Source organism: Rhizobium sp. N122 (assembly GCF_002211295.1).
Lineage (GTDB): Bacteria > Pseudomonadota > Alphaproteobacteria > Rhizobiales > Rhizobiaceae > Rhizobium.
On sequence record NZ_LOKU01000015.1, the window covers coordinates 15,250 to 40,238 of the forward strand.

General features: G+C 62.1%; 23 protein-coding genes. 15 read left to right on the plus strand and 8 right to left on the minus strand.

Annotated elements, in window-relative coordinates:
• Nucleotides 1-5 precede the first annotated feature (5 nt).
• Together preA and ATY75_RS13445 are read left to right on the plus strand one after the other, a co-directional pair.
• Complete coding sequence (preA, locus tag ATY75_RS13440; protein ID WP_088937931.1) at nucleotides 6-1,319, plus strand: NAD-dependent dihydropyrimidine dehydrogenase subunit PreA; 1,314 nt, start codon at nucleotides 6-8, stop codon at nucleotides 1,317-1,319.
• An 89-nt stretch (nucleotides 1,320-1,408) separates the two neighbouring features.
• Nucleotides 1,409-1,945: a hypothetical protein gene (locus ATY75_RS13445; RefSeq protein ID WP_245317570.1), complete on the plus strand. Its 537-nt coding sequence runs from the start codon at nucleotides 1,409-1,411 to the stop codon at nucleotides 1,943-1,945.
• A 123-nt stretch (nucleotides 1,946-2,068) separates the two neighbouring features.
• On the opposite strand, the gene ftrA is transcribed toward ATY75_RS13445, so the two are convergent.
• Nucleotides 2,069-3,070 (minus strand): transcriptional regulator FtrA, encoded by a 1,002-nt coding sequence (gene ftrA / locus ATY75_RS13450; protein WP_088937932.1) that lies wholly within the window; start codon nucleotides 3,068-3,070, stop codon nucleotides 2,069-2,071.
• 70 nt (nucleotides 3,071-3,140) lie between these two features.
• On the opposite strand from ftrA, the gene ATY75_RS13455 reads away from it, so the two are divergent.
• The 3 genes from ATY75_RS13455 (at nucleotide 3,141) to ATY75_RS13465 (ending at nucleotide 6,811) form a co-directional block, all read left to right on the plus strand.
• Entirely contained in the window at nucleotides 3,141-3,551 is a 411-nt protein-coding gene (locus ATY75_RS13455) for a rhodanese-like domain-containing protein (RefSeq protein ID WP_088937933.1), read from the plus strand.
• A gap of 159 nt (nucleotides 3,552-3,710) precedes the next feature.
• A complete protein-coding gene (locus ATY75_RS13460) occupies nucleotides 3,711-4,247 on the plus strand; it encodes a biliverdin-producing heme oxygenase (RefSeq protein WP_088937934.1) in 537 nt (178 codons plus the stop codon).
• Nucleotides 4,244-6,811, plus strand: coding sequence for an HWE histidine kinase domain-containing protein (locus ATY75_RS13465; protein ID WP_088937935.1), 2,568 nt, complete (start codon nucleotides 4,244-4,246; stop codon nucleotides 6,809-6,811). The genes ATY75_RS13460 and ATY75_RS13465 overlap by 4 nt, the downstream gene beginning before the upstream one ends.
• Before the next feature lie 3 nt (nucleotides 6,812-6,814).
• Here ATY75_RS13465 and ATY75_RS13470 read toward each other — a convergent pair whose 3' ends face one another.
• On the minus strand, nucleotides 6,815-7,492 hold the full coding sequence (locus ATY75_RS13470; protein ID WP_088937936.1) for a TetR family transcriptional regulator C-terminal domain-containing protein: 678 nt from the start codon (nucleotides 7,490-7,492) through the stop codon (nucleotides 6,815-6,817).
• 275 nt (nucleotides 7,493-7,767) lie between these two features.
• Between ATY75_RS13470 and ATY75_RS13475 the strand changes: the two genes are divergently transcribed.
• The 3 genes from ATY75_RS13475 to hydA are packed head-to-tail and all read left to right on the plus strand — an operon-like array spanning nucleotide 7,768 to nucleotide 11,061.
• On the plus strand, nucleotides 7,768-9,021 hold the full coding sequence (locus ATY75_RS13475) for a Zn-dependent hydrolase (protein WP_088937937.1): 1,254 nt from the start codon (nucleotides 7,768-7,770) through the stop codon (nucleotides 9,019-9,021).
• On the plus strand, nucleotides 9,021-9,590 hold the full coding sequence (locus ATY75_RS13480) for an endonuclease domain-containing protein (RefSeq protein WP_088937938.1): 570 nt from the start codon (nucleotides 9,021-9,023) through the stop codon (nucleotides 9,588-9,590). Before ATY75_RS13475 ends, ATY75_RS13480 begins: the two co-directional genes overlap by 1 nt.
• 16 nt (nucleotides 9,591-9,606) lie before the next feature.
• The gene (gene hydA, locus ATY75_RS13485; protein ID WP_088937939.1) at nucleotides 9,607-11,061 is read left to right on the plus strand and encodes a dihydropyrimidinase; all 1,455 of its coding nucleotides are present in this window, start codon (nucleotides 9,607-9,609) and stop codon (nucleotides 11,059-11,061) included.
• 57 nt (nucleotides 11,062-11,118) lie between these two features.
• Here hydA and ATY75_RS13490 read toward each other — a convergent pair whose 3' ends face one another.
• Nucleotides 11,119-11,532 (minus strand): cupin domain-containing protein, encoded by a 414-nt coding sequence (locus ATY75_RS13490; protein WP_064822588.1) that lies wholly within the window; start codon nucleotides 11,530-11,532, stop codon nucleotides 11,119-11,121.
• Nucleotides 11,533-11,626: 94 nt separating this feature from the next.
• Between ATY75_RS13490 and ATY75_RS13495 the strand changes: the two genes are divergently transcribed.
• From ATY75_RS13495 to ATY75_RS13525, 7 genes are all read left to right on the plus strand, one after another.
• On the plus strand, nucleotides 11,627-12,412 hold the full coding sequence (locus ATY75_RS13495) for an ABC transporter ATP-binding protein (protein ID WP_064822589.1): 786 nt from the start codon (nucleotides 11,627-11,629) through the stop codon (nucleotides 12,410-12,412).
• A gap of 199 nt (nucleotides 12,413-12,611) precedes the next feature.
• Complete coding sequence (locus tag ATY75_RS13500; RefSeq protein ID WP_245317571.1) at nucleotides 12,612-12,923, plus strand: DUF559 domain-containing protein; 312 nt, start codon at nucleotides 12,612-12,614, stop codon at nucleotides 12,921-12,923.
• Nucleotides 12,920-13,849 carry an ABC transporter permease gene (locus ATY75_RS13505; RefSeq protein ID WP_088937940.1) on the plus strand — a complete coding sequence of 310 codons (930 nt, stop codon included), beginning with the start codon at nucleotides 12,920-12,922 and terminating at the stop codon, nucleotides 13,847-13,849. The genes ATY75_RS13500 and ATY75_RS13505 overlap by 4 nt, the downstream gene beginning before the upstream one ends.
• Nucleotides 13,846-14,973, plus strand: a complete 1,128-nt coding sequence (locus tag ATY75_RS13510; RefSeq protein WP_088937941.1) for an ABC transporter permease — start codon at nucleotides 13,846-13,848, stop codon at nucleotides 14,971-14,973. The genes ATY75_RS13505 and ATY75_RS13510 overlap by 4 nt, the downstream gene beginning before the upstream one ends.
• A 59-nt stretch (nucleotides 14,974-15,032) precedes the next feature.
• Nucleotides 15,033-16,004 (plus strand): ABC transporter substrate-binding protein, encoded by a 972-nt coding sequence (locus ATY75_RS13515; RefSeq protein ID WP_049731650.1) that lies wholly within the window; start codon nucleotides 15,033-15,035, stop codon nucleotides 16,002-16,004.
• Between the two features lie 400 nt (nucleotides 16,005-16,404).
• Complete coding sequence (locus ATY75_RS13520; protein WP_088937942.1) at nucleotides 16,405-17,595, plus strand: efflux RND transporter periplasmic adaptor subunit; 1,191 nt, start codon at nucleotides 16,405-16,407, stop codon at nucleotides 17,593-17,595.
• Nucleotides 17,596-17,607: 12 nt separating this feature from the next.
• Complete coding sequence (locus ATY75_RS13525) at nucleotides 17,608-20,931, plus strand: efflux RND transporter permease subunit (RefSeq protein WP_088937943.1); 3,324 nt, start codon at nucleotides 17,608-17,610, stop codon at nucleotides 20,929-20,931.
• Between the two features lie 105 nt (nucleotides 20,932-21,036).
• On the opposite strand, the gene ureG is transcribed toward ATY75_RS13525, so the two are convergent.
• The 5 genes from ureG to ATY75_RS13550 all read right to left on the minus strand — a co-directional run bounded on the left by ureG (nucleotide 21,037) and on the right by ATY75_RS13550 (nucleotide 24,975).
• On the minus strand, nucleotides 21,037-21,648 hold the full coding sequence (ureG, locus tag ATY75_RS13530) for an urease accessory protein UreG (RefSeq protein WP_003542294.1): 612 nt from the start codon (nucleotides 21,646-21,648) through the stop codon (nucleotides 21,037-21,039).
• Nucleotides 21,649-21,737: 89 nt separating this feature from the next.
• Nucleotides 21,738-22,409, minus strand: coding sequence for an urease accessory protein UreF (locus ATY75_RS13535; RefSeq protein WP_088937944.1), 672 nt, complete (start codon nucleotides 22,407-22,409; stop codon nucleotides 21,738-21,740).
• 6 nt (nucleotides 22,410-22,415) lie between these two features.
• The gene (gene ureE, locus ATY75_RS13540; protein ID WP_064840404.1) at nucleotides 22,416-23,027 is read right to left on the minus strand and encodes an urease accessory protein UreE; all 612 of its coding nucleotides are present in this window, start codon (nucleotides 23,025-23,027) and stop codon (nucleotides 22,416-22,418) included.
• 84 nt (nucleotides 23,028-23,111) lie between these two features.
• Nucleotides 23,112-23,975 (minus strand): GGDEF domain-containing protein, encoded by an 864-nt coding sequence (locus tag ATY75_RS13545; protein ID WP_088937945.1) that lies wholly within the window; start codon nucleotides 23,973-23,975, stop codon nucleotides 23,112-23,114.
• A gap of 328 nt (nucleotides 23,976-24,303) precedes the next feature.
• Nucleotides 24,304-24,975 (minus strand): TIGR02117 family protein, encoded by a 672-nt coding sequence (locus ATY75_RS13550; RefSeq protein WP_088937946.1) that lies wholly within the window; start codon nucleotides 24,973-24,975, stop codon nucleotides 24,304-24,306.
• Between the last annotated feature and the right edge of the window lie 14 nt (nucleotides 24,976-24,989).

Sequence of the window (24,989 nt, forward strand, 5' to 3'; positions counted from 1 at the left end):
GAACAATGGCTGATCTTCGCAATAATTTCGTCGGCATCAAGTCGCCCAACCCGTTCTGGCTGGCCTCCGCGCCGCCGACCGACAAGGCCTATAACGTCGAGCGCGCCTTCAAGGCCGGCTGGGGCGGTGTGGTCTGGAAGACGCTGGGCGAGGAAGGCCCGCCCGTCGTCAACGTCAACGGCCCCCGCTACGGCGCGATCTGGGGCGCCGACCGCCGCCTGCTCGGTCTCAACAACATCGAGCTGATCACCGACCGCGACCTCTACACCAATCTCAGGGAAATGAAGCAGGTCAAGATGAACTGGCCGGATCGGGCGCTGATCGCCTCGATCATGGTGCCCTGCGAGGAACAAGCCTGGAAGTCGATCCTGCCGCTCGTCGAAGAGACCGGCGCCGATGGCGTCGAACTCAATTTTGGCTGTCCGCACGGCATGTCGGAGCGTGGCATGGGCTCTGCCGTCGGCCAGGTGCCGGAATATATCGAAATGGTCGTGCGCTGGTGCAAGCAGTACACCCGCATGCCCGTCATCACCAAACTGACGCCGAATATCACCGATGTCCGCCGTCCGGCCCGCGCTGCCAAGGCCGGCGGCACCGATGCCGTCTCGCTGATAAACACGATCAACTCGATCGTCTCCGTCGATCTCGACAACTTTGCTCCCAACCCGACCGTCGGCGGCAAGGGCAGCCATGGCGGTTATTGCGGCCCGGCGGTCAAGCCGATCGCGCTGAACATGGTGGCCGAAATTGCCCGTGATCCCGAAACCTACGGCCTGCCGATCTCGGGCATCGGCGGCATCACCACCTGGCGCGACGCCGCCGAATTCCTCGTTCTCGGCGCCGGCAACGTCCAGGTCTGCACCGCGGCGATGACCTACGGCTTCAAGATCGTAGACGAGATGATCACGGGCCTCTCCGACTGGATGGACGAAAAGGGCCATCGCAATCTCGACGACATCACCGGCCGCGCCGTGCCCAACGTCACCGACTGGCAATATCTGAACCTCAACTATATCGCCAAGGCGAAGATCGACCAGGACGCCTGCATCAAATGCGGCCGCTGCCATATCGCCTGCGAAGACACCTCGCACCAGGCGATCACCAACGTCGTCAACGGCCTGCGTCATTTCGAAGTGATCGATGAGGAATGCGTCGGCTGCAATCTCTGCGTCAGCGTCTGCCCGGTCGAGAACTGCATCACCATGGAGCCACTCCCCGCCGGCACCCTCGACAAGCGCACCGGCAAGTTGGTCGACCCGAACTACGCCAACTGGACGACGCACCCGAACAACCCGATGGCCCGCCAGGCGGCGGAGTGAAACTTCATTTGAATTGAGCAATCCCCCGGCAACGGGGGATTTTGTTTGCGCATGGATCAAATTAGGGTCGACCTAAACCAGCCTGTGGCATGAAAATGATTGACCAAGCACAAATTAGGCAGCGTCTCGATGCCTGTCATCTCTTATCATTGGAGTCATTCGGACCTCGCCGGGGAGAGGATGCTCAGTTCGACCTGATCCTTGAGGTCGCCGAACTCAAAAGCCAATCGCGTCAGACTGACCGCCCGTCGGAGGACCAAGACGCCGTTACATCCCCAGAAGTCCACACTTCTGAAGACATCCGGCGGATCGTTGAAGCTCACGCCGATCCGCTTATCGTTGACCTGGATTCGGCAATCTTCACAATCCTCTTTGAAGGCTACGCCGCATTTCAGATCAAGAGCGAGATGATGTCACTTTTGGAACCCACAGACGATTTCTCAAAGAAGCTTCGCATCTATGAAAAGTCTCGGTTTCTCAATCATATGGCGACGGCAACATGTGCATCGGATTGGATCGGTGAGCCACTGAAACATTTCGCCGTGATCTGCCTCGATCATATCGTTGACGTCGCCTGTACCTGCGAGCCCATCTTGTCGGTGAGAAAACGTAGCGACTTAGATTGAAGCGGCAACGACGACATCTCGGTCAGCCGGACATACCGGCTTCGCCATCTTCTTACTTCCAGCCTGCCCCACGATTTAATGACGGGCACAACCTCCGTCTGGAAGACAATGCTTTAGACCAGGTCAAAGACCGAACGACCGCCTGTAAGCGCTTGGGCTCGTCCCGAGCCGCTTGCGAAAATGATGGCGCATTGTCGCCATCGTGCCGAAGCCGCTTGATATCGCGATGTCGTCGAGCGACACCGCAAGTTCTTTCTCGAGAAGGTCACGGGCATGGCGCAGCCGTTCCTTCAGCAGCCATTCGCCGACGCTGAGACCCGTCGTCGCTTCGAACCGGCGCTGAAAGGTGCGCATGCTCATACCCGCTCTTTTGGCAAGCAGGCTGATCGGCTGCTGCTCAGAAAGGCTTCCGCGCATCCATTCGATCAGCGGCCCCAGGCGGATGCCCTCGCGCGCCTCGGGGACCGGTGCGCTGATGAACTGCGCCTGTCCGCCTTCGCGGTGCGGCGGCACGACGAGGCGGCGGGCGACGCTGTTTGCTGCCTCCGCGCCGAAATCGCCGCGCACCACATGTAGGCAGAGATCGATGCCGGCCGCACTGCCCGCCGCCGTCAGCAGGCTGCCCTCGTCGATGTAGAGAACGCCGGCGTCGAGCGCGATGTCGGGATAACGCGCGGCGATCGAGCCGACATAGCGCCAATGTGTCGTCGCCCTGCGGTTGGCAAGCAGTCCCGATGCGGCGAGAACCGCAACGCCGGAACAAAGCGACATAATCCGCGCGCCGCGCTGATGCGCTGCCCTGAGCGCTGCGGCGAGCGGCGCCGGCACCGGCGCCTCGATCGCCCGCCAGCCGGGCACGACGATCAGATCGGCCTCGTCGAGCACCTCCAGCCCCTTGTCGACCGCGACCGTCAGCCCGCCCGCGGCGCGGAGCGGCCCCGGCTCGATTCCGCAGACCGCGAAGCGATACCAGCTCTCACCCATCTCCGGGCGCGGCAGGCCGAAGACCTCGTAGGCGATGCCGAATTCGAAGGTGCAGAGCCCGTCATAGGCAAGGGCTGCGACCAACGGTCCTTTCGTCTGCTGCGGTAATGTCTTTGGCATGATCTTTACGCTGTCGGTCATGATGGCCAATTTCGCAAAGCTTTAACATCGGCGATACCGGGCGGCAACTCAAACATGGAAAGGAAGACCGATGCCAAGCCCCGTCACCAAAATCCCGGCCGCCGAGCCTGATCTCGCCGCCGCTCGCTATGCCGCCAAGCTCGCCTTCGAAACCGATTGCTCGGATGTCCACGCTGCCCTTGCCGGCGCCAAGGTCGATTTCATTCTCCTCGACGTGCGCTCGCCGGCGCTGTTTTCCCAGTCCCACCTGCCGGGCGCGATCAACCTGCCGCATGGCAAGATGACCGCGCACCGCATGTCGGCATGGGCAGAGGACACCCTCTTCGTCGTCTATTGCGCCGGTCCGCACTGCAACGGCGCCGACAAGGCCGCCTTCCGCCTGGCCAAGCTCGGCCTCAAGGCCAAGCTGATGATCGGCGGCATGACCGGCTGGGCCGACGAGGGTTTCGCCTTTGAAAGCGAAGCCATTGCCGCCGAATAGGAAGGCGCCATTCCTTCCTCATGCGAAGAGACGCAAAGCAGGGGAAGCCCATGTTTTTCTATGGGTTTCCCTGGAAATACCGGGATGCTGCAATATATCGCTAATTTGCCATCCCGCATGAACGGCATCGAATGCCAATTTACTTAGAACACGGTCCGCATGTCACTTCGCAGCGTGCTCCGCGCACAAACAGCAGATTGCCACGCCGAGGTCGACACGCTTTTCGGCACGTTCGATCTCTCCAATAAACAGCAGTATCAAACATTCCTGCGCGCCCATGCCCGCGTCGTGCCGGCGGCCGAAAAGGCGCTCGATGACGCGGGAATCATCCGCCTGCTGCCCGACTGGCCGGAACGTCGGCGCGCGCAGCTGTTGTTGGCCGATATCGCGGAGTTCGGCGATCCATTGCCACAGCCCCTTCCGCCACCGGCCTTGCACAGCGAGGCAGCGCTCTGGGGTGCGCTCTACGTGCTCGAAGGTTCCAAGCTCGGGGGCGCCCTGCTTGCCAAATCCGTGCCCGATCACCTGCCCGGCAGCTATCTCAGACCGCAGGGTCCAAAGGGCGCCATCAGGACCTTCATGGATCGTCTCGATGCCAGCGGTGTAGACGATCCCGCTGCCGCCGTTTTCGCAGCCCGCGATGTTTTCGGCCTCTTCCTCAAAGCCGGGCAACTCGAACTGGAAGCCGTCTTATGAGCGGCACGTTTGACCCCGTCGATCTGACCAATTGCGACCGCGAGCCGATCCATCAGCTCGGCGCGGTTCAGCCTTTCGGCTTTCTGCTGGCGATATCTTCGGACTGGATCGTCACACGTGCCTCGACAAATCTGGCCGAGTTCCTCGGCATTGCGCAGGCAGATGCGCTCGGCCGGCCTGTCACCTCGCTGATCACGCCCGAGGCACTTCACACCATCCGCAACAAGCTGACCACGCTGCGCGGATCCGATGTCGTCGAGCGCATTTTCGGCATTGCTCTGACCTCGGATCAGAACAAGTTCGATCTTGCCGTGCATATGAATGACAATGGGGTCATCGTCGAAGGCGAGCACTGCCAGGAAGACAGGCGCAACGCCCCCTCCCTCTCCATGCGCAGCATGATGTCCCGCCTCGACCACACGGAAACGATGGAGGCTTTCTTTCGCGACGGGGCAAGGCAGGCGCGCGCCCTGACCGGCTTCGACCGAGTCATGGTCTATCGCTTCGACGAAAGCGGTTCCGGCGAAGTGGTGGCCGAAGCCGCCCGGGCCGGCATCGGCTCGTTCCTCGGGCTGCACTATCCGGCATCCGACATTCCGGTGCAGGCGCGGGCGCTTTATCTGCGCAACCTGTTCCGCATTATTGCCGATGTCGACGCCGTCCCGGTCCCGATCCTGCCTGAACGCGATGAGTACGGACAGCCGCTCGATCTCTCCATGTCGGTTTTGCGTTCGGTCTCGCCGATCCATATCGAATATCTGAAAAACATGGGCGTCGGCGCTTCGCTCTCCATATCGATCGTCGTCGACGGCAAGCTCTGGGGCCTGTTTGCCTGCCATCATTACGGCCCGCGCCTGCCCTCGGCTGAAAGCCGATCCACCGCCGAACTGTTCGGCCAGATGTTTGCCTCGCGCCTTGAAAGCCGCGAACGGCGGCTGGCGCTCGACTACGAGACCAAGGCACGCCGCATCGCCGACCGGCTGCTTACCTCCGTGGCCGACAATGCCAGCCTGCTCGACGATCCGGCCTGGCTGATCGAGGCGCTCGCCGACGCCATTCCTGCCGATGGCATCGGCGTCTGGATCAACGGCCGGCTGGCGCTTGCCGGCATCGGGCCGGATGAGAGAAGTTTCGCAGCCCTCGTCCGCCATCTCAACCGCAATGCCGCCGGCCGCATCTATGCGGTCGACAGGCTGACGGAGACCTATCCGGATCTGGCGCTCGACGATGCCGTGGCCGGCATGCTCGCCATCCCGATCTCGCGTTCGCCGCGCGACTATGTCGTGCTTTTCCGTCAGGAACTGGTGCGAACGGTGCGATGGGGCGGCGACCCGCACAAGCCGGTGGAGTACGGCCCCAACGGTCCGCGGCTGACGCCGCGCAAGAGTTTCGAAGCCTGGTCGGAACTGGTGCGCGGCCGCTCCCTGCCCTTCACCGAGGCCGAGCGCCGTGTCGCCGAGACCATCCGCGTCACGCTGATCGAAGTGGTGCTGCGCCTCACCGACGAGGCCAGCATGGCGCGGCAGACGGCAAACGAGCGCCAGGAACTGCTGATCGCCGAGCTGAACCATCGCGTCCGCAATATATTGAGCCTCATTACCGGGATCATTCGGCAATCGCAGACGACCTCGGTCACCGTCGGCGACTACATCCGCCAGATCGAGGGCCGCGTCCAGTCGCTCGCCCGCGCTCATGACCAGATCACCCGCGATCACTGGGCGCCGGCCTCGCTGCGGCAGTTGCTGGTGGCCGAGACCGCCGCCTATCTCGGCAAAAACGCGGAGCGTATTCGGATGAACGGCGAGGACGTGCTGCTGGAGCCGCAAGCCTTCTCCACCGCCGCCCTTGTTTTCCATGAGCTGATGACCAACAGCGCCAAATATGGCAGCCTTTCCGGCACCGGCGGCACGGTCGAACTCGGCTGGCATCGCGACGACGAAGCCAATCTGCAGATTGGCTGGCGCGAAAAGAATGGTCCGCCCGTCATCGAACCCACACGCCAAGGCTTCGGTTCGACGATCATCCGGCGCTCGATCCCCTATGACCTCGGCGGCCAGGCGGATGTCCGCTACGTCAAGGACGGTCTCGAAGCGGATTTTCGTATTCCGGCGCGGTTTGTCGTTGGGCCAACGAGCGAGCGGTCAAATTCAGCGCCGGTCGGAGCGGCCGAACGCCGGACGATTGCTGGCGATCATCAGCCGCTCTCTGGGCTGAAGGTGCTGCTGGTGGAAAACAACCTGATCATCGCCATGGATGGGGAGGACATCCTGCGCCGGATGGGCGCCGACGTGGCAACGGCGCCAAGTGTCGCCGAGACGATGCAGATCCTGGCCGGCCGTTCCTTCGATCTGGCCCTTCTCGATGTCAATCTCGGCGATGAGACGAGTTTCGGGATTGCCGACCGGCTGGCGGCCGAAGGCGTGCCCTTCGTTTTTGCCACAGGCTATGGCGAAGGCATCGCTCAGGCGAACAGCCACTCGGACGCGCCCGTGCTGCAGAAACCCTATACGATGGAAGGCGTGACCGACACCCTCGCCCGTCTGCCGCTTATCAGAAAGCGATAAACCTCAGCTCTCCGAGCGATCCGGCCGCAGCCCGCCGACAAAGAGCTGTTCCAGAAACCGCGCCGCATCCTCGAAGCGGCCGTCGCCGGAGTGCTCCTGTCCGAGCACGGCACGCACCTGCACGTCGAAATCCGCGTAGTGCTGCGTCGTCGACCAAATGGAGAAAATCAGGTGATAGGGATCGCATTTGGCGATCTTGCCTGATTTCGCCCAGGCGCGGATGACCTCCGCCTTCTCGTCGACCAGTTGCTTCAACGGCCCCTTGAGCTCGTCCTCGATATGCGGCGCGCCCTGCAGCACCTCATTGGCGAAAAGCCGGCTCTCGCGCGGAAAATCGCGGGCCATCTCCAGCTTGCGTCTGATGTAGCTGCGGATTTCCTCTTCCGGATTGCCCTCGGCGTCGAAGGCGCGCAGCGGCTCCAGCCAAGTGTAAAGCACCCGGTCGATCAGCGCCCGGTGCATGGCTTCCTTGGTGCGAAAATAATAGAGCAGATTGGGTTTCGACATGCCGGCCACTTCGGCGATCTGGTCGATGGTCGAACCGCGGAAGCCGCTTGCCGAAAACACGTCGAGCGCCGCCTCGAGAATCTGCTCTTCCTTTTCCTCCTGGATTCGCGTCCGCCTCAGGGTTTTCGCTGCTCTCGGTATGGTCACAGGCTGTCGTTTCCCCTTGAAGTTCAACTTCTTCGCTCAAGTTTTGGCTGAAGGCAACCCCTGCCGCTTTCTTGAGCAACTGCCCGTATTTTTATCGGCAATTTTCGTGATTTTCGTCTTGAGCCCGGCGATGGAAGTTGTAATGTTTACCAATCGGTCAAATTATCCGCCAGATGAAAAACAAAGGCAACTGGCGATTTTCCGGCGCTCGACAAAACCAATAAAAGGCGCAGGAATAGACCACGGGAACAGGCGGGCATGCCACTTCACATGGCTGCCGCAAACAGGTGAGGGCATAAAGAATGGTGGCAGCACCAGGCGAGAACATGCGCGTCAATGGCGACCGTCTCTGGGACAGTCTCATGGACATGGCGAAAATCGGCCCCGGCATCGCCGGCGGCAACAATCGCCAGACGCTGACGGATTCGGATGCCGAGGGCCGCGGCCTCTTCAAGACATGGTGCGACGAGGCCGGCCTGACCATGGGCGTCGACCAGATGGGCACGATGTTCGCCACCCGCCCAGGCACCGATCCCGATGCCCTGCCCGTCTATGTCGGCTCGCATCTCGACACTCAGCCGACCGGCGGCAAATATGACGGCGTGCTCGGCGTGCTTGCGGCCCTCGAAGTCGTGCGCACCATGAACGATCTCGGCATCAAGACCAAACATCCAATCGTCGTCACCAACTGGACGAACGAGGAAGGCGCCCGTTTTGCCCCGGCCATGCTGGCCTCGGGCGTCTTCGCTGGCGTCCACAGCCTCGACTTCGCCTATAATCGAAAGGATCCCGAGGGCAATCTCTTCGGCGACGAGCTGAAGCGCATCGGCTGGGTCGGCGACGAAGAGGTCGGCGCCCGCAAGATGCACGCCTATTTCGAATATCACATCGAACAGGGCCCGATCCTCGAGGCCGAGGACAAGCAGATCGGCGTCGTCACCCACTGTCAGGGCCTGTGGTGGCTGGAATTCACGCTGACCGGCAAGGAAGCCCATACCGGCTCGACGCCGATGAACATGCGCGTCAATGCCGGGCTTGCCATGTCGCGCATCCTGGAAATGGTTCAGGGTGTGGCGATGGGCGAGCAGCCGGGCGCCGTCGGCGGCGTCGGCCAGGTGTTTTTCGCCCCGAATTCCCGCAACGTGCTGCCGGGCAAGGTGGTTTTCACCGTCGACATCCGCTCGCCCGACAAGGCCAAGCTCGATCGCATGCGGGCAAAGATCGAGGCGGAAGCGCCCAAGATCTGCGATACGCTGGGCGTCGGCTGTTCGATCGAGGCGATCGGCCATTTCGCGCCGGTTACCTTCGACGAAAAGCTCGTCACCGCGGTCCGCTCCGCCGCCGAACGGCTCGGCTACACCCACATGAACCTCATCTCCGGCGCCGGCCACGATGCCTGCTGGGCCGCCAAGGTCGCTCCTGCGACGATGGTCATGTGCCCCTGCGTCGGCGGCCTCTCGCACAATGAAGCCGAAGAGATTTCCAAGGAGTGGGCGACGGCGGGTGCCGACGTGCTGTTCCATGCGGTCGTGGAGACGGCGGAGATCGTGGTGTGATGTCTATCGTCGCGCCCGGAGCCCCCTCATCCGACCCTTCGGGCCACCTTCTCCCCGCTGGGGAGAAGGGAGCGGCTAACGTTGCGGCTTCCCCCTTCTCCCCGCGGGGAGAAGGTGCCCGAAGGGCGGATGAGGGGGCTCCGGGCGCGACGAAAATTATCAGACAGGATATTCGTAAACATCGCCCAGCGAAAACCGGGCAAGCCCGCCAGCTTCGCCGCAACGAAACCGAAGAGGAATACCACCTCTGGAGCGACCTGCGCGCCCGCCGCCTGAACGGCTACAAATTTGCAAGGCAGGTTCCGCTCGGCCCGTTTATCGTCGACTTCCTCTGTCGCGAAGAGCGACTGATTGTTGAGGTCGATGGTTTCCAGCATGCCGAGAGCGTCACCGATCAACGCCGAACCAAATGGCTCAATGCCAACGGCTATTCGGTCTTGCGCTTCTGGAATCAGGAAATTTCACGCGAACGACGCTCGGTTCTTGAAACGATCCTGGCGGCATTGCTGGGCCGCCTCGAATTCAGCTCCGAATTGCTGAGCTTTTATTCGCCTGCCGAACAACGATAAAGAATAGGGAACGATCATGACCACAGTCATCAAGAACGGCACCATCGTCACCGCCGACCTCACCTACAAGGCTGACGTCAAGATCGACGGCGGCAAGATCGTCGAGATCGGCCCTGACCTCTCGGGCGACGAGACGCTCGACGCCTCCGGCTGTTATGTCATGCCGGGTGGTATCGACCCGCACACCCATCTCGAAATGCCCTTTATGGGCACCTATTCCTCCGACGATTTCGAGAGCGGCACGCGTGCGGCCCTTTCCGGCGGCACCACCATGGTGGTCGATTTCGCCCTTCCCGCCCCGGGCCAGTCGCTGCTCGAAGCGTTGACTATGTGGGACAACAAATCCACCCGCGCCAATTGCGACTATTCCTTCCATATGGCGGTCACCTGGTGGAGCGAGCAGGTCTTCAAGGAGATGGAGACCATCGTTCGCGACAAGGGCATCAACACCTTCAAGCACTTCATGGCCTACAAGGGCGCGCTGATGGTCGACGACGACGAGATGTTCGCCTCTTTCCAGCGCTGCGCCGAACTCGGCGCCCTGCCGCTGGTGCACGCCGAAAACGGCGACGTCGTCGCCTCGATGTCGGCAAAGCTGCTGGCCGACGGCAATAACGGCCCGGAAGCACATGCCTATTCCCGCCCGGCCGAAGTAGAAGGCGAGGCCACCAACCGCGCCATCATGATCGCCGACATGGCCGGCTGCCCGGTCTATATCGTCCATACCTCCTGCGAGCAGGCGCACGAAGCGATCCGCCGCGCCCGCGCCAAGGGCATGCGCGTCTACGGCGAACCGCTGATCCAGCATCTGACGCTCGACGAGAGCGAATATTCCAATCCCGACTGGGATCACGCCGCCCGCCGGGTGATGTCGCCGCCCTTCCGCAACAAGCAGCATCAGGACAGCCTCTGGGCCGGGCTTGCCTCCGGCTCGCTGCAGGTGGTCGCCACCGACCATTGCGCCTTTACCACGGCGCAGAAGCGTTTCGGCGTCGGCGACTTCACCAAGATCCCCAACGGTACCGGCGGCCTCGAAGACCGAATGCCGATGCTCTGGACGCGCGGTGTCAACACCGGCCGGCTGACGATGAACGAATTCGTCGCCGTCACCTCCACCAACATCGCCAAGATCCTCAACATCTATCCGAAAAAGGGCGCGATCCTCGTCGGCGCCGATGCCGATATCGTCGTCTGGGACCCGAAACGCTCCAAGACCATCTCGTCGAAGAGCCAGCAGTCGGCGATCGACTACAATGTCTTCGAAGGCAAGGAAGTGACCGGCCTGCCGCGCTACACGCTGACGCGCGGCGTTGTCGCGATCGAGGAAAGCACCATCAAGACCCAGGAAGGCCACGGCGAGTTCGTCCGGCGCGAGCCGGTGACGGCCGTCAGCAAGGCGCTGTCCACCTGGAAGGAAATCACTTCTCCGCGCAAGGTCGAGCGCAGCGGCATCCCGGCAACGGGCGTGTAATATGGTGCGTCACCATACGGCCATCAATCGGGGACCGATGCCTCCATGCCAATGACCTCACGCCGGCACCAGCACATCCAGCTCCGGCAGCAGCACGACGCTCTCCTGCTCGTTCGGGTCGGTGCGGGCGATAACAGCCGTGCACGGCGTACTGCTGAGATTTGCCGGCAGATGCGGCACGCCGGCCGGGATATAGAAAAGTTCGCCGGCATGGACGACGACGTGATGCTCGAGCCGGTCTCCGTACCAGGTATGGGCCTCGCCGGAGAGCATGTAGATCGCCGTCTCGTGCGCCTCGTGCAGATGCGCCTTGGCTCGCACGCCGGGCGGGATCGTCAGCAAATGCATGCAGATGCCCTTGGCGCCGACCGTCTCGGCCGCTATCCCTTCGAAATAGCTGAGCCCCTGCTTGCCGTCATAGGCATGGTTGGGGCGAACGATGTGGCAGGTGGGTTTTGATGTCGCGTCCATTCTCTTCCTCCATGAAATGCGCCGCCGGCAGGGCCTGCGGCGATGGTAACACGCAATCCGCCTCCCCGCGGCGAAAACAAGAACGGTCGCATTGATGCAAGCACCCTCCGTCGTATCCGCCAAGGATCTCTGTCTCACCTACCAGGCGAATGACGGCCCGGTGAATGCGCTGAGCGATGTCAATCTCGATGTCCGCAAGGGCGACTTCGTCTCTTTCATCGGCCCGTCCGGCTGCGGCAAGACGACTTTCCTGCGCGTCATCGCCGATCTCGAAAAGAGCACGTCGGGCGAAATCTCGATCAACGGCATGACGCCGGAGGAAGCCCGAAAGGCCCGTGCCTATGGCTATGTGTTTCAGGCCCCGGCGCTCCTGCCCTGGCGGATCATCGAAGACAATATCGCCCTGCCGCTGGAGATTATGGGTTATCGCGGCGCTGATCGCACGCGGCGGATCGCCGAAGCGCTCGATCTCGTCGGCCTCTCCGGCTTCGAGAAGAAATTCCCCTGGCAGCTTTCCGGCGGCATGCAGCAGCGCGCCTCGATCGCCCGCGCACTCGCCTTCGACGCCGACCTGCTGCTGATGGACGAACCCTTTGGCGCGCTCGACGAAATCGTCCGCGACCATCTGAACGAAGAGCTGCTGAAACTCTGGGCTCGCACCAACAAGACGATCTGCTTCGTTACCCATTCCATCCCCGAGGCAGTCTATCTCTCCACCAAGATCGTGGTGATGTCGCCGCGCCCGGGCCGCGTCACCGATGTGATCGACTCGACGCTGCCGGCCGAGCGCCCGCTCGACATCCGCGACACCCCCGAATTCCTGGAGATCGCCCATCGCGTCCGCGAGGGGCTGAGGACGGGGCATAGCCATGAGGTTTAGGCGCGTGTCGTTGGAAAAAACCCCTCCCCAACCCCTCCCCACAAGGGGGAGGGGCTTTAGCGCCGAGTCCGTGGAGGACCTCCACGTTCATTCGCAGCGTCTGATAAAAAGCTCGGCGAGCGCCACAGGCTTGCCCCTCCCCCTTGTGGGGAGGGGTTGGGGAGGGGTCTTCCCCCAGAACTGTAGGGGAACGGTCTAGATGCCCCACTCCAACATCACTCCCAAAACTCGCGACACGGCAAAATGCCTTCGTCGTGAACTGACAAAAGCCGAGGCCGCCATGTGGGACATGCTGCGCGATCTCAGGCCCTATGGCGCGAGATTCAGGCGCGAGACGCCAATCGGCCCCTATATTGCCGATTTCGCCTGGCTATCGGCACGGATCATTGTCGAAGTCGACGGCGACAGTCACGAGACAGCGGCCGGCCGCCGTCACGATTTTGCCCGAGACGCCTTCCTGCGCGATCAAGGCTTACACGCGGCTCCATTCTTGAAGGAGCGCGCAGCGTGAAACCCGACACCCTCAAAAACAAGATCGTTCCCGTCACCACCATCCTGCTCGTCCTCATCGCCATCTGGTATGTCGCAGCCGTGCTGATGAACGCGCCGTTCCAGCGCGATATGGACAGCCGCGCCGGCGCCACGCCGACGACGCTCGAATTCATCGGCAAGACGCTGGCGCAGCCGAAGCCGATCCTGCCGGCGCCGCATCAGGTGGCGCAGAATGTCTATGAAAACACTGTCCTGCGCAGCCTTTCGAGCAACCGCAGCCTTGTCTATCACAGCTGGGTGACGCTCTCCTCTACCCTGCTCGGCTTCGGCTTCGGCATGCTGCTCGGCATTCTTCTTGCGGTGCTGATCGTGCACAACCGCGCCATGGACCGTTCGCTCATGCCCTGGCTGGTGGCGAGCCAGACCATCCCGATCCTCGCCATCGCGCCGATGATCGTCATCATCTCCTACAATGTGCTGACCGGCGACAATGCGATTGCCCACCTCTTGAACCTCGATTCCGACGCTTCCCGCCTTGTCTCCAAGGCGCTGATCTCCACCTACCTCTCCTTCTTTCCCGTTGCAGTCGGCATGGTGAAGGGCTTGCGGTCACCGGAGATCATGCATCTCGACCTGATGCGCACCTATTATGCCAGCCCGATGCAGACCTTCTGGAAGCTGCGGGTTCCGGCCTCTATCCCCTTCCTCTTCACCTCGATGAAAGTGGCGATCGCCGCCAGCCTCGTCGGCGCCATCGTCGGCGAACTGCCGACCGGCGCTGTCGCCGGCATCGGCTCCAAGCTGCTTGCCGGCTCCTATTACAGTCAGACCATCGATATCTGGGCGGCTCTCGTCGCCGGATCGCTGCTGGCCGGCATCCTGGTCGCGATCGTCGGGCTTGCCGCGAAAATCGTCGACCGCGCCATGGGCGGGAGGCCGGCATGAGACATCTGACCTTCTCCTGGCAGGGCGTAACCGCCCTCCTCCTCTGCCTCGCAGCGCTGATGACCCTGCCGCTTCTGGCCGACGGCGCAGCGCGGCCCTTCAGCGACGGCACGGCAAGCCTCGTCTTCATCATCGTCATCGCCGCCGCGCTGCTGTCCTTTGCGCCGCAACCGCCGGCCTACCGTGCGACCGTGCTGTTCATCGGCGCCCACGGCGCCGCCTGGATGCTGCTTTCCGCGCTATCCGGCAACGAGGGCACGGCAACGCGGGCTTTCTTCCTGCTGCTCCTTTCCTGCTGGCTGCTGGCTTGGCGATGCGTCACGGAGCTGTCGAAACTGCAGCCCGTCACTGCTTTCGGCAAATCGGCGCTCCAGCTGCTGATCCCGGCCATCTTCGGCGCCTGGATCCTCATCCTCTGGGAGGCGGCAACGCGCGGCGCCGGCATTCCCTTCATCATCCTGCCGCCACCAAGCGCCATCGGCACCCGTATCATGGCCTCCCTGCCGATCCTCGGCGACGACGTCAGACAGACGATCTTCAAGGCGGTATTGATCGGTTATATCACCGGCTGCCTCAGCGGCTTCATCGTCGCCGTGCTGGCCGATCGCGTCGCCTTCCTGCGGCGCGGCCTGCTGCCGATCGGCAATATGGTGTCGGCCCTGCCGATTATCGGCATCGCCCCCGTCATGGTCATGTGGTTTGGCTTCGACTGGCCGTCGAAGGCCGCTGTCGTCATCATCATGACCTTCTTTCCGATGCTGGTGAACACCGTCGCCGGCCTTGCCGCCTCCGGCAGCATGGAACGCGACCTGATGCGCACCTATGCATCGAGCGACTGGCAGACGCTGCTGAAGCTCAAGCTTCCCGCTGCCATGCCCTTCATTTTCAACGCACTGAAGATCAACTCGACGCTGGCGCTGATTGGTGCCATCGTTGCCGAATTCTTCGGAACGCCGATCGTCGGCATGGGCTTCCGCATCTCCACCGAGATCGGCCGCATGAATGTCGACATGGTCTGGGCGGAAATCGCCGTCGCGGCGCTGGCCGGCTCGATCTTTTATGGCGTCATCGCCCTGACCGAACGGGCGGTGACATTCTGGCATCCGTCTATCCGTGGTGGCTAGGCGCGCGCGGGCTTCGCAAACGGGGTCCGGGCATAACTTCAGAGGGTAAGGATAAGAAAATGAAAAAGTTGATGGTTGCAATGATGGCGAGCGCCATGACGCTGGCCGCCGCGCACGCGATGGCCGCCGACAAGGTGGTTCTGCAGTTGAAATGGGTCACGCAGGGCCAGTTCGGCGGCTATTACGTTGCCAAGGACAAGGGCTTCTATAAGGAAGAGGGCCTCGACGTCGACATCAAGCCGGGCGGCCCCGACATCGCCCCCGAACAGGTGATCGCCGGCGGCGGCGCCGATGTCATCGTCGACTGGATGGGCGGCGCGCTCGTTGCCCGCGAAAAGGGCGTTCCCCTCGTCAACATCGCCCAGCCCTACCAGAAGTCCGGCCTGGAAATGATCTGCCGCAAGGACGGCCCGGTGAAAACCGAAGCCGACTTCAAGGGCCACACGCTCGGCGTCTGGTTCTTCGGCAACGAATATCCCTTCTTCGCCTGGATGAACAAACTCGGCCTCTCCACCGAAGGCGGCGCGAACGGCGTCACCGTGCTGAAACAGAGCTTCGACGTGCAGCCGCTCGTGCAGAAACAGGCCGACTGCATCTCCGTCATGACCTATAATGAATACTGGCAGGCGATCGATGCCGGCTTCAAGCCGGAGGAGCTGACGGTCTTCAACTATACCGAGATGGGCAACGACCTCCTGGAAGACGGCCTCTACGCGATGGAAGACAAGCTGAAGGATCCGGCTTTCAAGGAGAAGATGGTCAAATTCGTCCGCGCCTCGATGAAGGGCTGGAAGTACGCGACCGAAAACCCTGATGAAGCTGCCGAGATCGTCATGGACAATGGCGGCCAGGACGAGAACCACCAGAAGCGCATGATGGGCGAAGTCGCCAAGCTCGTCGGCGACGGCTCCGGCAAGCTGGACGAAGCGCTCTATGCCCGTACGGCAAAGGCGCTGCTCGACCAGAAGATCATCAGCAAGGAGCCCTCGGGCGCCTGGACGCACGACATCACCGACGCCGCATCCAAGTAATCGCGGCACCATTTCGAGGCGAACGCGCGGGGAGAGATTTCCGCGCGTTTCGTATTTTTTCGGCCTGCATGAAAAAAACGCCTTGCCACTGTCGCATTTGTCCGGGGTCAAACGTCATTGGGTAGAAGCAGGATCAATCATCGTCATGTTCGCATAACCCTTCCGTGATTGATTCAGGTTCTGATGGTAATTATTATCGGCTCATGGGGAATTGTTTTCTGCCGGGCTTGCATATCGAGCAAATCGATACCAATTAGAAGCCGATTTGCCGGCGAGGGATGAAGGCGGCAAATGATGTGTGGATACCCTTGAGAATGCAGGAAAGGCAGTGGCCTGGTCGCGAGCTGAAGGACAGACGCGCGAGTTCGGCTAAGCTTGTTACAAGATTGGACGAAGACGCATGGCACGCAAGCCGATTGGAACTTTAGGCGCATCCACCCTATTTGCAGCTGTTCTTGCTGCATCCACCGCATTTTCACAGGAAAAGCCGGTCGAAAAACCGCAGCAGAACCTGCCCGCGATCGTCGTCACCACGGCTGCGAACCGCACCCTCGTCGACCGTGTCATCGGCACGGGGACGGTCAAGCCGGTCGAGGAAGTCTATATCCAACCGCAGGTCGAAGGCCTCTCGATCCGCGCGTTGAAAGCCGACGTCGGTGACAAGGTTCAAGCGGAAAGCACGCTGGCAACCCTCAACGATGATGCGCTGGTGCTGACGAAGAGCCAGATGATGGCGACGAAAGCCAAGGGCGAGGCTAGCCTTGCCCAGCTGCGCGCCCAGCTCATTGAGGCGCAGGCCAATGCCGAACAGGCAAGGCAGCAACAAGCCCGTTCCCAGGAAATGGGCAAGAAGGGCACGGTTTCAACCGCCCAGGTCGAACAGGCAGATGCGACCGCCGCCGCCGCCAATGCGCGTGTCGTCTCCGCCGAACAGGCGATCGAGGTCGCCGAAGCCGATCTCAAGGTCTTCGACAGCCAGATTGCCGATGCGGATCTGAAACTCGCCCGCACGGATGTGAAGACGCCGGTGGCGGGCACGATCTCGGCAAAGAACGCCAAGGTCGGCGCGATTGCCGCCGGCACCGGCGATCCGCTGTTCACCCTCATCCGCGACGGCGATATCGAGCTTGTCGCCGAGGTCGCCGAGAGCGATATCGTCAGGATCATGGCCGGCCAGAAGGCGAGCATTTCCCTTTCGGGCAGCCGCGAGAAGCTTTCCGGCGCCGTGCGCCTGGTGTCTCCGACCGTCGATCCGGCCACCCGCCTCGGTCTCGTCCATATCTCGATCGACGATGACAGCAAGGCGCGTTCCGGCATGTATGGCAGCGCCGAGATCATCGTCCGCGAGACCGAAGGCGTCTCGCTTCCCCTGACAGCGGTGCTGACCGGCAATGAAGGTTCGTCGGCCCGCAAGGTCGAGGACGGCGTGGTAAAATTCGCCAAGATCGAAACCGGCATCCAGGACGGCCCCTATGTCGAGATCGTCAGTGGTTTGAAGAGCGGCGACGAGGTCGTGGCCAAGGCGGGCGCCTATGTCCGCGATGGCGACCACATCACGCCGGTGCGTGAACAGCCCTCGGCTTCCAACTAAAGAGACCATCCGATGAATTTTTCAGCCTGGTCCATTCGAAATCCGATCGCGCCGCTGCTGGCTTTCTGCCTGCTGATATTCATCGGCATGCAGTCCTTCAACAAGCTGCCGATCACCCGCTTCCCGAATATCGACGTGCCGCTCGTGTCGATCAGCGTGACGCAGAGCGGCGCTTCGCCGGCCGAACTCGAAATGCAGGTGACGAAGGAGATCGAAGACGCGATCGCCTCCATCACCGGCATCGACGAAATCCAGTCGACGGTGACCGACGGCAGCTCGCAGACCAATGTCATGTTCCGCATGGAAGTGCCGACGGAACAGGCTGTGCAGGACGTCAAGGATGCGATCGACCGCATCCGCAGCGATCTGCCGGCAACGGCCGAAGCGCCGATCGTCACCAAGGTCGATGTCGAGGGCCAGGCGATCCAGACCTTCGCCGTGTCCTCGCCCGATATGTCGCTGGAAGAACTCTCCTGGTTCGTCGACGATACGGTCAAGCGTGCGCTGCAGGGCCAGGCCGGCATCGGCCGCGTCGACCGGTACGGCGGCGCCGAGCGCGAAGTGCGCATCGAACTCACCCCCGGCAAGCTCGACGCCCACGGCATCACCGCCGCCAGCGTCAACCAGCAGCTGCGCGGCACCAACGTCGATCTCGGCTCCGGCCGCGGCCAGGTGGCCGGCAGCGAACAGGCAATCCGCGTTCTCGGCGACGCCCGCAATGTCGCCGAACTTGCCGATACGACCATTGCGCTGCCGAACGGCCGTTTCGTCAAGCTGTCCGATCTCGGCGTCATCAAGGACACCTACGAGGAGCCGAAATCCTTCTCGCGCTTCAACGATACGCCTGTTGTCACCTTCGGCGTCTTCCGCTCGAAGGGCGCCAGCGAAGTCAGCGTCGCCGAAACCGTGGCCCAGAGCCTCGACAAGGTGAGGGGCGAAAACCCGAATGTGAAGATCGAACTGATCGACGATTCGGTTTATTTCACCTACGGCAACTACGAAGCCGCCATCCACACGCTGCTCGAAGGCGCGCTGCTTGCGGTCATCGTCGTTCTACTGTTCCTCCGGAACTGGCGCGCGACGCTGATCTCTGCGATCGCCCTGCCGCTATCGGCGATCCCGACCTTCTGGGTCATGGACATGATGGGCTTCTCGCTAAACCTCGTCAGCTTCCTTGCCTTGACGCTGGCGACCGGCATCCTCGTCGACGATGCGATCGTCGAAATCGAGAACATCGCCCGCCACATCAAGATGGGCAAGACGCCCTATCGGGCGGCGATCGAGGCAGCGGATGAAATCGGCCTTGCCGTCATCGCCACCACCTTTACCATCATCGCCGTCTTCGTACCGGTTTCCTTCATGCCGGGCATTCCGGGCCAGTACTTCATCCAGTTCGGCCTGACCGTCGCCTTCTCCGTCTTCTTCTCGCTGATGGTGGCGCGCCTCATCACCCCGATGATGGCCGCCTACCTCATGCGCGCCGAAGACGGCGTCGACGATCATCACGACAATGACGGTCTGCTGATGAAGGGCTATACGCGCCTTGTCACCGGCACGACCCGCAAGTGGTATTGGCGTTATACGACCCTGATCGTAGCCCTCATCTTCACGGTGGGTTCGGTCATCTCGCTGTTTATGTTCGTGCCCGGCAGCTTCCTGCCGACGGAAGATGCTTCGCGCATCGTTCTCTCCGTCGAACTGCCGCCCAATGCACGGCTTGATGACACCGAAAAGACGACCGATGCGATCTATGACAGGGTCAAGGACATCAACGGCGTCGAAAGCGTCTTCGTCCTCGGCGGCGCATCGCCGAAGGGCGAACTCGAACTGCGCCGCGCCACCATCACGCTGGCACTCCACAAGCTCGACCAGTCGCTGATCAAGAAGATGGTCAACGACGTCTTCGGCGCCATCCCGGTCATCGGACCGATGCTGCCGAAGGTGGAAGTCCATGGCCGTGAGCGTCCGCAGTGGGATATCGAAAAGGAAGTCTTCGCCAAGCTGCGCGACATTCCCGACGTCCATATCTTGAAGCTCAACGACCGCGGCGAACGCGACCTCGCCTTCAACTTCCTCTCCAAGAACGAGAAGGACCTGAACGACGCCGTCGGCATTCTGGAATCCAAGCTCCGCGCCGATCCGCTGCTTGCCAATGTCAGCGCCGACGGCGCCCTGCCCCGACCAGAACTGCAGGTCTACCCGCGCAAGGATGAGGCCGCCCGCCTCGGCATTACGCCGCAGCAGATCTCCGAGACGATCCGTGTCGCCACCATCGGCGATGTCGATGCGGCCCTTGCCAAGATCTCGCTCGACGATCGCCAGATCCCGATCCGGGTGCAGGCGGCAGTCGACATGCGCCGCGATCTCTCGGCCATCCGCGCATTGAAGATCCAGACCGCCAGCGGCGGCACCGTTCCGCTCGCAAGCGTCGCCAATATCGACTACTCGGAAGGCGTAAGCTCGATCAAGCGCAACAACCGTTACCGCGTCGTGGCGATCGGCTCCGACCTGCCGCAGGGTGTAGCCCTCGACACGGCGTCGGCCCGCTTCCGCGAGATCGTCAAATCAGCCAACATCCCGGCCTCCGTGCACCTTGCCGAAAGCGGCGATACCAAAGTGCAGACCGAGATGCAGCAGAGCTTCGTCAACGCCATGCTGATGGGCCTGCTGCTGGTGCTGACGGTGCTGATCCTGCTCTTCAAGGACGTGATCCAGCCCTTCACCATCCTGTTCTCGCTGCCGCTTGCCATCGGCGGCGTCGCGGCGGCTTTGATCATCACCAGCAATCCGCTGTCCATGCCCGTCATGATCGGCATTCTGATGCTGATGGGTGTCGTCACCAAGAACGCTATCCTGCTCGTCGATTTCGCGATTGAGATGCGCCATCAGGGCATGGCCCGCGTCGAGGCCATGGTCGAAGCCGGCCGCAAGCGTGCTCGGCCGATCATCATGACTTCGATCGCCATGTCGGCGGGCATGCTGCCTTCCGCGCTCGGCGTCGGCGAAGGCGGCTCGTTCCGCGCGCCGATGGCGATCGCGGTGATCGGCGGCATCATCGTCTCGACCGTGCTGTCGCTGGTCGTCGTGCCCTCTTTCTTCCTGATCATGGACGATCTGTCCCGCCTGCTCGGCTGGATGTTCGGACGCCTGGTCGGCCGGAAGGACGAAGAGGAACTGCCACTGTCGCGCGAGGATCTCACCCGTGTTACCCGCGAGAACCGCGGCGACATCGACTCGCTGGAGGAGCGGCTGACCGCGATCGAAAAGCCGGAAAGCAAGCGCAAGGGAGCCAACGACACCAACGTGCTCCGCCTGCCCCCCTTCGCAGCGGAATAGGCAGGATTTACAAAATCGAACGGGCCGGGAGTGATCTCCCGGCCCGTTTCTTTTTGCCGTTCTGCCGCCGCCGGCGATTTCGGCTGACTGCGGCAGGTATGATCCTCAGAGCCCACCCTGCTCCCTGAGGAAGCTGACGATCGAGCTGACGCCGTCGCCGCGCTTCATGTCGGAGAAGACAAAGGGGCGGCTCGCGCGCATGCGTGTGGCATCCCGGTCCATCACCTCGAGATCGGCGCCGACATAGGGCGCCAGATCCTTCTTGTTGATGACGAGAAGATCCGAGCGGGTGATGCCCGGCCCGCCCTTGCGCGGGATTTCTTCGCCCTGGCAGACGGAAATGACATAGATGGTGATATCGGCAAGATCGGGCGAGAAGGTCGCCGCCAGATTGTCGCCGCCGGATTCGATGAAGACCACGTCGAGATCCGGGATCCGCTGGTTGAGACCGGCAATCGCCTGAAGATTGATCGTCGCATCCTCGCGAATGGCGGTGTGCGGGCAGCCGCCGGTCTCGACGCCGACGATGCGGTCCGAAGTCAATGCCTGCATGCGCACCAGCGCCTCGGCATCCTCGGTCGTGTAGATGTCGTTGGTGACGACGGCGACGGAATAGTCGTCGCGCATCGCCTTACAGAGCTTTTCGGTCAGCGCCGTCTTACCCGAGCCGACCGGCCCGCCGATGCCGACGCGCAGGGGTCCGTTTCTTGATTTCATATGCCTTACTCCAATCGAACCCGATGATAGCCGTGGCCGCTGTGCACGCCACCGTCAAATGACGCAGATGCTCGGATAATTTTGCGCCGTCACGAGCGGAACAGCCGCGTAGCCTGTGTCTCATGGCGCAGGCCGGCTATATCGGCCTGCACCGTCGCCGAACCTAGATCGTCGAGCGTCGAGGCCGCCGCCCGCCGGGCGACCTCGGTGATCTGCTCTTCGAGACCGGCAAGCACGGCGACACCGTCCCGCTGACCCGTGACGCCAAGGCGGATGCCGGAAGAGACTGCCTGCGAGGCATAGGCATGCAGGAAGGCGGCGAGCGCCTTCTTAGGCCCTATGCCGTGCGCGCCGGTCACCGCCCCGACGGCGACGGGATAGGCCGCCTTGGCAGGCAGCCTTTCGAACACGCCATCCGGCCAGGCGCGGGCCGCCGCCAGGAAGGCCTCACCGAGCAGCATGGTTTCCTGATGGCGCTCGCGCGATCCGGCAAGTGCGGCGGCAAGGGCAGCGATCTCGGCAAGGCGCGCGGGCTCTTCCTGCCACCTGTGGCTTTCGGCCAAAAGCACCGCATCGTTCCAGACCGAACCATGGCCGACCAGCGTCCCGATCCAGGCCGCGAGCGAGGCGGCATCAGTGACCAGCCCGTCGGCCACCGCCCGCTCCAGCCCGCCCGAATAGGCAAAGCTGCCGGTCGGAAAGGCCGGCGAGAGCCATGCCGTCAGGCGCAGCAACGCTTGCAGCTCGTAATCCCTGGTCATCGAGCCTCAATCGTGCTTGTGGCCGTGATGCCCGTGGTGGTGATCATGGTCATGGTCATGGTCATGATTACACCCCGGCCCATGCACATGGTCGTGGCCGTGATCATGTTTGTGCTCATGCCCATGGTCATGCGTGGCATGACCGTGGTCATGAGCCGCATGACCGTGATCGTGCGAATGCCCGCCGTGGGAATGATAGGCACCGCGCGCCGGCTGGAAGGGTTCGTCGATGTCGAGGACGGTGGCGCCGAGCCCCTGCAGCATGCTGCGGATGACGTGGTCGCGCAGGATGACGATCCGGTCTTCCTCGATCTGGGCCGCGAGATGGCGGTTGCCGAGATGCCAGGCAAGCTCGACCAGATGCGTGCGGTCGCGGCCGCGAATTTCGAAGAGTTTCTCATCGGCCGCGAGGATCTCGATCAGTTCGCCGTCGTCGCGCACCAGCAGATCGCCATTGGCGAAAAGCACCGGGTCCTTGAGATCGAGCATGACCATTTCGCCATTTTCCAGATGCAGCAGCTTGCGGCGCAGATGGCGCAGATCGTGCGGCAGCTTGACCTGGGCAATCGGATGGGAGGACGGGGTTCCGGCGGGAAGATAGGAGGTAACGCGCTGCATGATATGTCCGTTTTGCTGAGGCGACCATGCAAAATAGCCTTTCCCGATGCAAGCACCAATGGCCTTTGTGCCCGCGTCGGGCTTTTATATTCCGTAAGCCTGCATCACGTTGTCGCTCTCGGCTCCCCCGCCTTTGGCATCGAGGCCATTATCGGCGAGCCCGTGCCAGGCATGATGCAGGCCTTCCCGCTCGTGTACGACGCGATTGCGTCCGAGCGCCTTGGCGAGATAGAGCGCCCGGTCTGCCGAAGCATAGACCGCCTGCTTGCTGCGCCCGGCGGCGAGATCGGCAACACCGCCGGAAACGGTGATGCGGATATCGTGCCCTTCGGCCGCGATGGCGCCGCTCGCGATCCGGGCTCGCACCCCTTCGATGCGCTCCATCCGCGCCTCCAGCGGCTCGCCGGAGACGATGACGCCAAACTCCTCTCCACCGAGCCTTGCGACGACGGACATTTCATCGAAGGCGAATTTGAGCATGGCCGAGACCGCGGTGATAACGGCATCGCCGCAGCCATGGCCGAAGCGATCGTTGATCGCCTTGAACCGGTCGACATCGAAAATCACAAGCGAGGCGTTGCCCTCGCTATTCTCCAACGCTTCCGTGAAGGCGCGGCGATTCAACAGGCCCGAAAGCGTGTCCGTGCGGCTGAGCTTTTCGAACTCGGCCCGCGACAGCGTCAACTCATGCAGGGCAAAGCCGGCTGCCAGCGACAGTATGCCGGAAACCGTGCCGCCGACGAGCCAGGAAAAAATGGCGCCAAAGCCGACCGCGTGCGAGAGCGTCGCCGGCAGCAGTCCGAAAAAACCGAGCGGCGGGATGGTCAGCGCCATGATGACGCCGGAGAGAATGATCGTGAGAAAGCTCATCTTTAATGCAAAAAGATAGACATGCCCGCGATATTGAAAATTGCCGAAATCGGCCTGCAGCGACATCCAGTTTCTCATGAGAATCGACCTTCCTGCCCGGCGTTTCCAAGCATTGATAGGAGCCCAATTGCTGCGGGTGTCTTAATCCACTCGTTAAAATTCGAACGGTTTCGGACCTTTCCGTGGACAGATTTTTTCTAGCAGGAGATGCAGCCCACCGATCCTGACTCGGACAGCGCGGATGGTCAATTAAGTCATTGTTTTAAAACATATTTATTGAGATACAACACCGGGCCGCTTCAGAATGGTGTAACTGGGGAAAATATCGCTTTTCCACCGATTTTTACAACCGAATGGAGAGTGCCTGTCACGATTCACTTTATGAACGGAGCAACCGGCGACTGGTTCAATTGTAGACACTCATAGACAATCGCAATGATTGTGGAAGCGGGTTCCATAAGCCGGTCCGCAGCCCCGCCGAGCGGAGCGCGGCAGCCGTCCAGGTGTTGCAGCCGAAGAGAGCGTTGAAATATCCTTTGGCCTCGAAGAACCGGTCGATCTCGCCGTAACCGGCATCCGGGATCGGCCCCACAAGGCCGGCGTCACGAATGAAGCTGTCCGCGATAAAATTGCGCAGGCGCGCCAGTTGATCGTCGCTGACATCGAATGCCGCAACGCTCGGCTGCGGCTCGGTGATATCCCGGGCAAGGTCGACGTGCAGCACCGAGCGGTCGATCGTCAGCGCCCGCAGCACCGGCAGCGGCTTCAGCTCCGACCAGCTCGGGGTTTCCAGATAGAAGGCGCGGCCGCCCCAGCCAACAATGAGCCATTTCGCATCCGGATGGCCGAGCGGAAAACCGGTCTCGGCGAGAAAGGAAAAGGCAGCCCGCGTCTCCTCGTCGAGCGGAATGGCAATATCGGTATGGATCGGCCCGGACAGCAGGAGAATGCGATGTGTCACCACTGCAGACGACGCCTTGACCGGGGCAATCAGCGGCCGGGGAACGAGCGTCCCGCAGGCCGCCAGAAACACCAGCAGGAATACGGTCCGCAACAGCCAGCGGATGCCTGTTTTCATCGGAGACATCCGTC

Bases quoted from the DNA above. Each gene is read 5' to 3' on its own strand.
- ATY75_RS13475 (WP_088937937.1), top strand. From the start codon at position 7,768: ATGGTGGCAGCACCAGGCGAGAACATGCGCGTCAATGGCGACCGTCTC.
- ATY75_RS13490 (WP_064822588.1), bottom strand. From the start codon at position 11,532: ATGGACGCGACATCAAAACCCACCTGCCACATCGTTCGCCCCAACCAT.
- ATY75_RS13520 (WP_088937942.1), top strand. From the start codon at position 16,405: ATGGCACGCAAGCCGATTGGAACTTTAGGCGCATCCACCCTATTTGCA.
- ATY75_RS13460 (WP_088937934.1), top strand. From the start codon at position 3,711: ATGTCACTTCGCAGCGTGCTCCGCGCACAAACAGCAGATTGCCACGCC.
- ATY75_RS13535 (WP_088937944.1), bottom strand. From the start codon at position 22,409: ATGACCAGGGATTACGAGCTGCAAGCGTTGCTGCGCCTGACGGCATGG.
- ATY75_RS13525 (WP_088937943.1), top strand. From the start codon at position 17,608: ATGAATTTTTCAGCCTGGTCCATTCGAAATCCGATCGCGCCGCTGCTG.
- ftrA (WP_088937932.1), bottom strand. From the start codon at position 3,070: ATGACCGACAGCGTAAAGATCATGCCAAAGACATTACCGCAGCAGACG.
- ATY75_RS13465 (WP_088937935.1), top strand. From the start codon at position 4,244: ATGAGCGGCACGTTTGACCCCGTCGATCTGACCAATTGCGACCGCGAG.
- ureE (WP_064840404.1), bottom strand. From the start codon at position 23,027: ATGCAGCGCGTTACCTCCTATCTTCCCGCCGGAACCCCGTCCTCCCAT.
- ATY75_RS13455 (WP_088937933.1), top strand. From the start codon at position 3,141: ATGCCAAGCCCCGTCACCAAAATCCCGGCCGCCGAGCCTGATCTCGCC.
- ATY75_RS13445 (WP_245317570.1), top strand. From the start codon at position 1,409: ATGAAAATGATTGACCAAGCACAAATTAGGCAGCGTCTCGATGCCTGT.
- ATY75_RS13550 (WP_088937946.1), bottom strand. From the start codon at position 24,975: ATGAAAACAGGCATCCGCTGGCTGTTGCGGACCGTATTCCTGCTGGTG.
- ATY75_RS13545 (WP_088937945.1), bottom strand. From the start codon at position 23,975: ATGAGAAACTGGATGTCGCTGCAGGCCGATTTCGGCAATTTTCAATAT.
- ATY75_RS13515 (WP_049731650.1), top strand. From the start codon at position 15,033: ATGAAAAAGTTGATGGTTGCAATGATGGCGAGCGCCATGACGCTGGCC.
- ATY75_RS13510 (WP_088937941.1), top strand. From the start codon at position 13,846: ATGAGACATCTGACCTTCTCCTGGCAGGGCGTAACCGCCCTCCTCCTC.
- preA (WP_088937931.1), top strand. From the start codon at position 6: ATGGCTGATCTTCGCAATAATTTCGTCGGCATCAAGTCGCCCAACCCG.
- ATY75_RS13500 (WP_245317571.1), top strand. From the start codon at position 12,612: ATGCCCCACTCCAACATCACTCCCAAAACTCGCGACACGGCAAAATGC.
- ureG (WP_003542294.1), bottom strand. From the start codon at position 21,648: ATGAAATCAAGAAACGGACCCCTGCGCGTCGGCATCGGCGGGCCGGTC.
- hydA (WP_088937939.1), top strand. From the start codon at position 9,607: ATGACCACAGTCATCAAGAACGGCACCATCGTCACCGCCGACCTCACC.
- ATY75_RS13480 (WP_088937938.1), top strand. From the start codon at position 9,021: ATGTCTATCGTCGCGCCCGGAGCCCCCTCATCCGACCCTTCGGGCCAC.
- ATY75_RS13495 (WP_064822589.1), top strand. From the start codon at position 11,627: ATGCAAGCACCCTCCGTCGTATCCGCCAAGGATCTCTGTCTCACCTAC.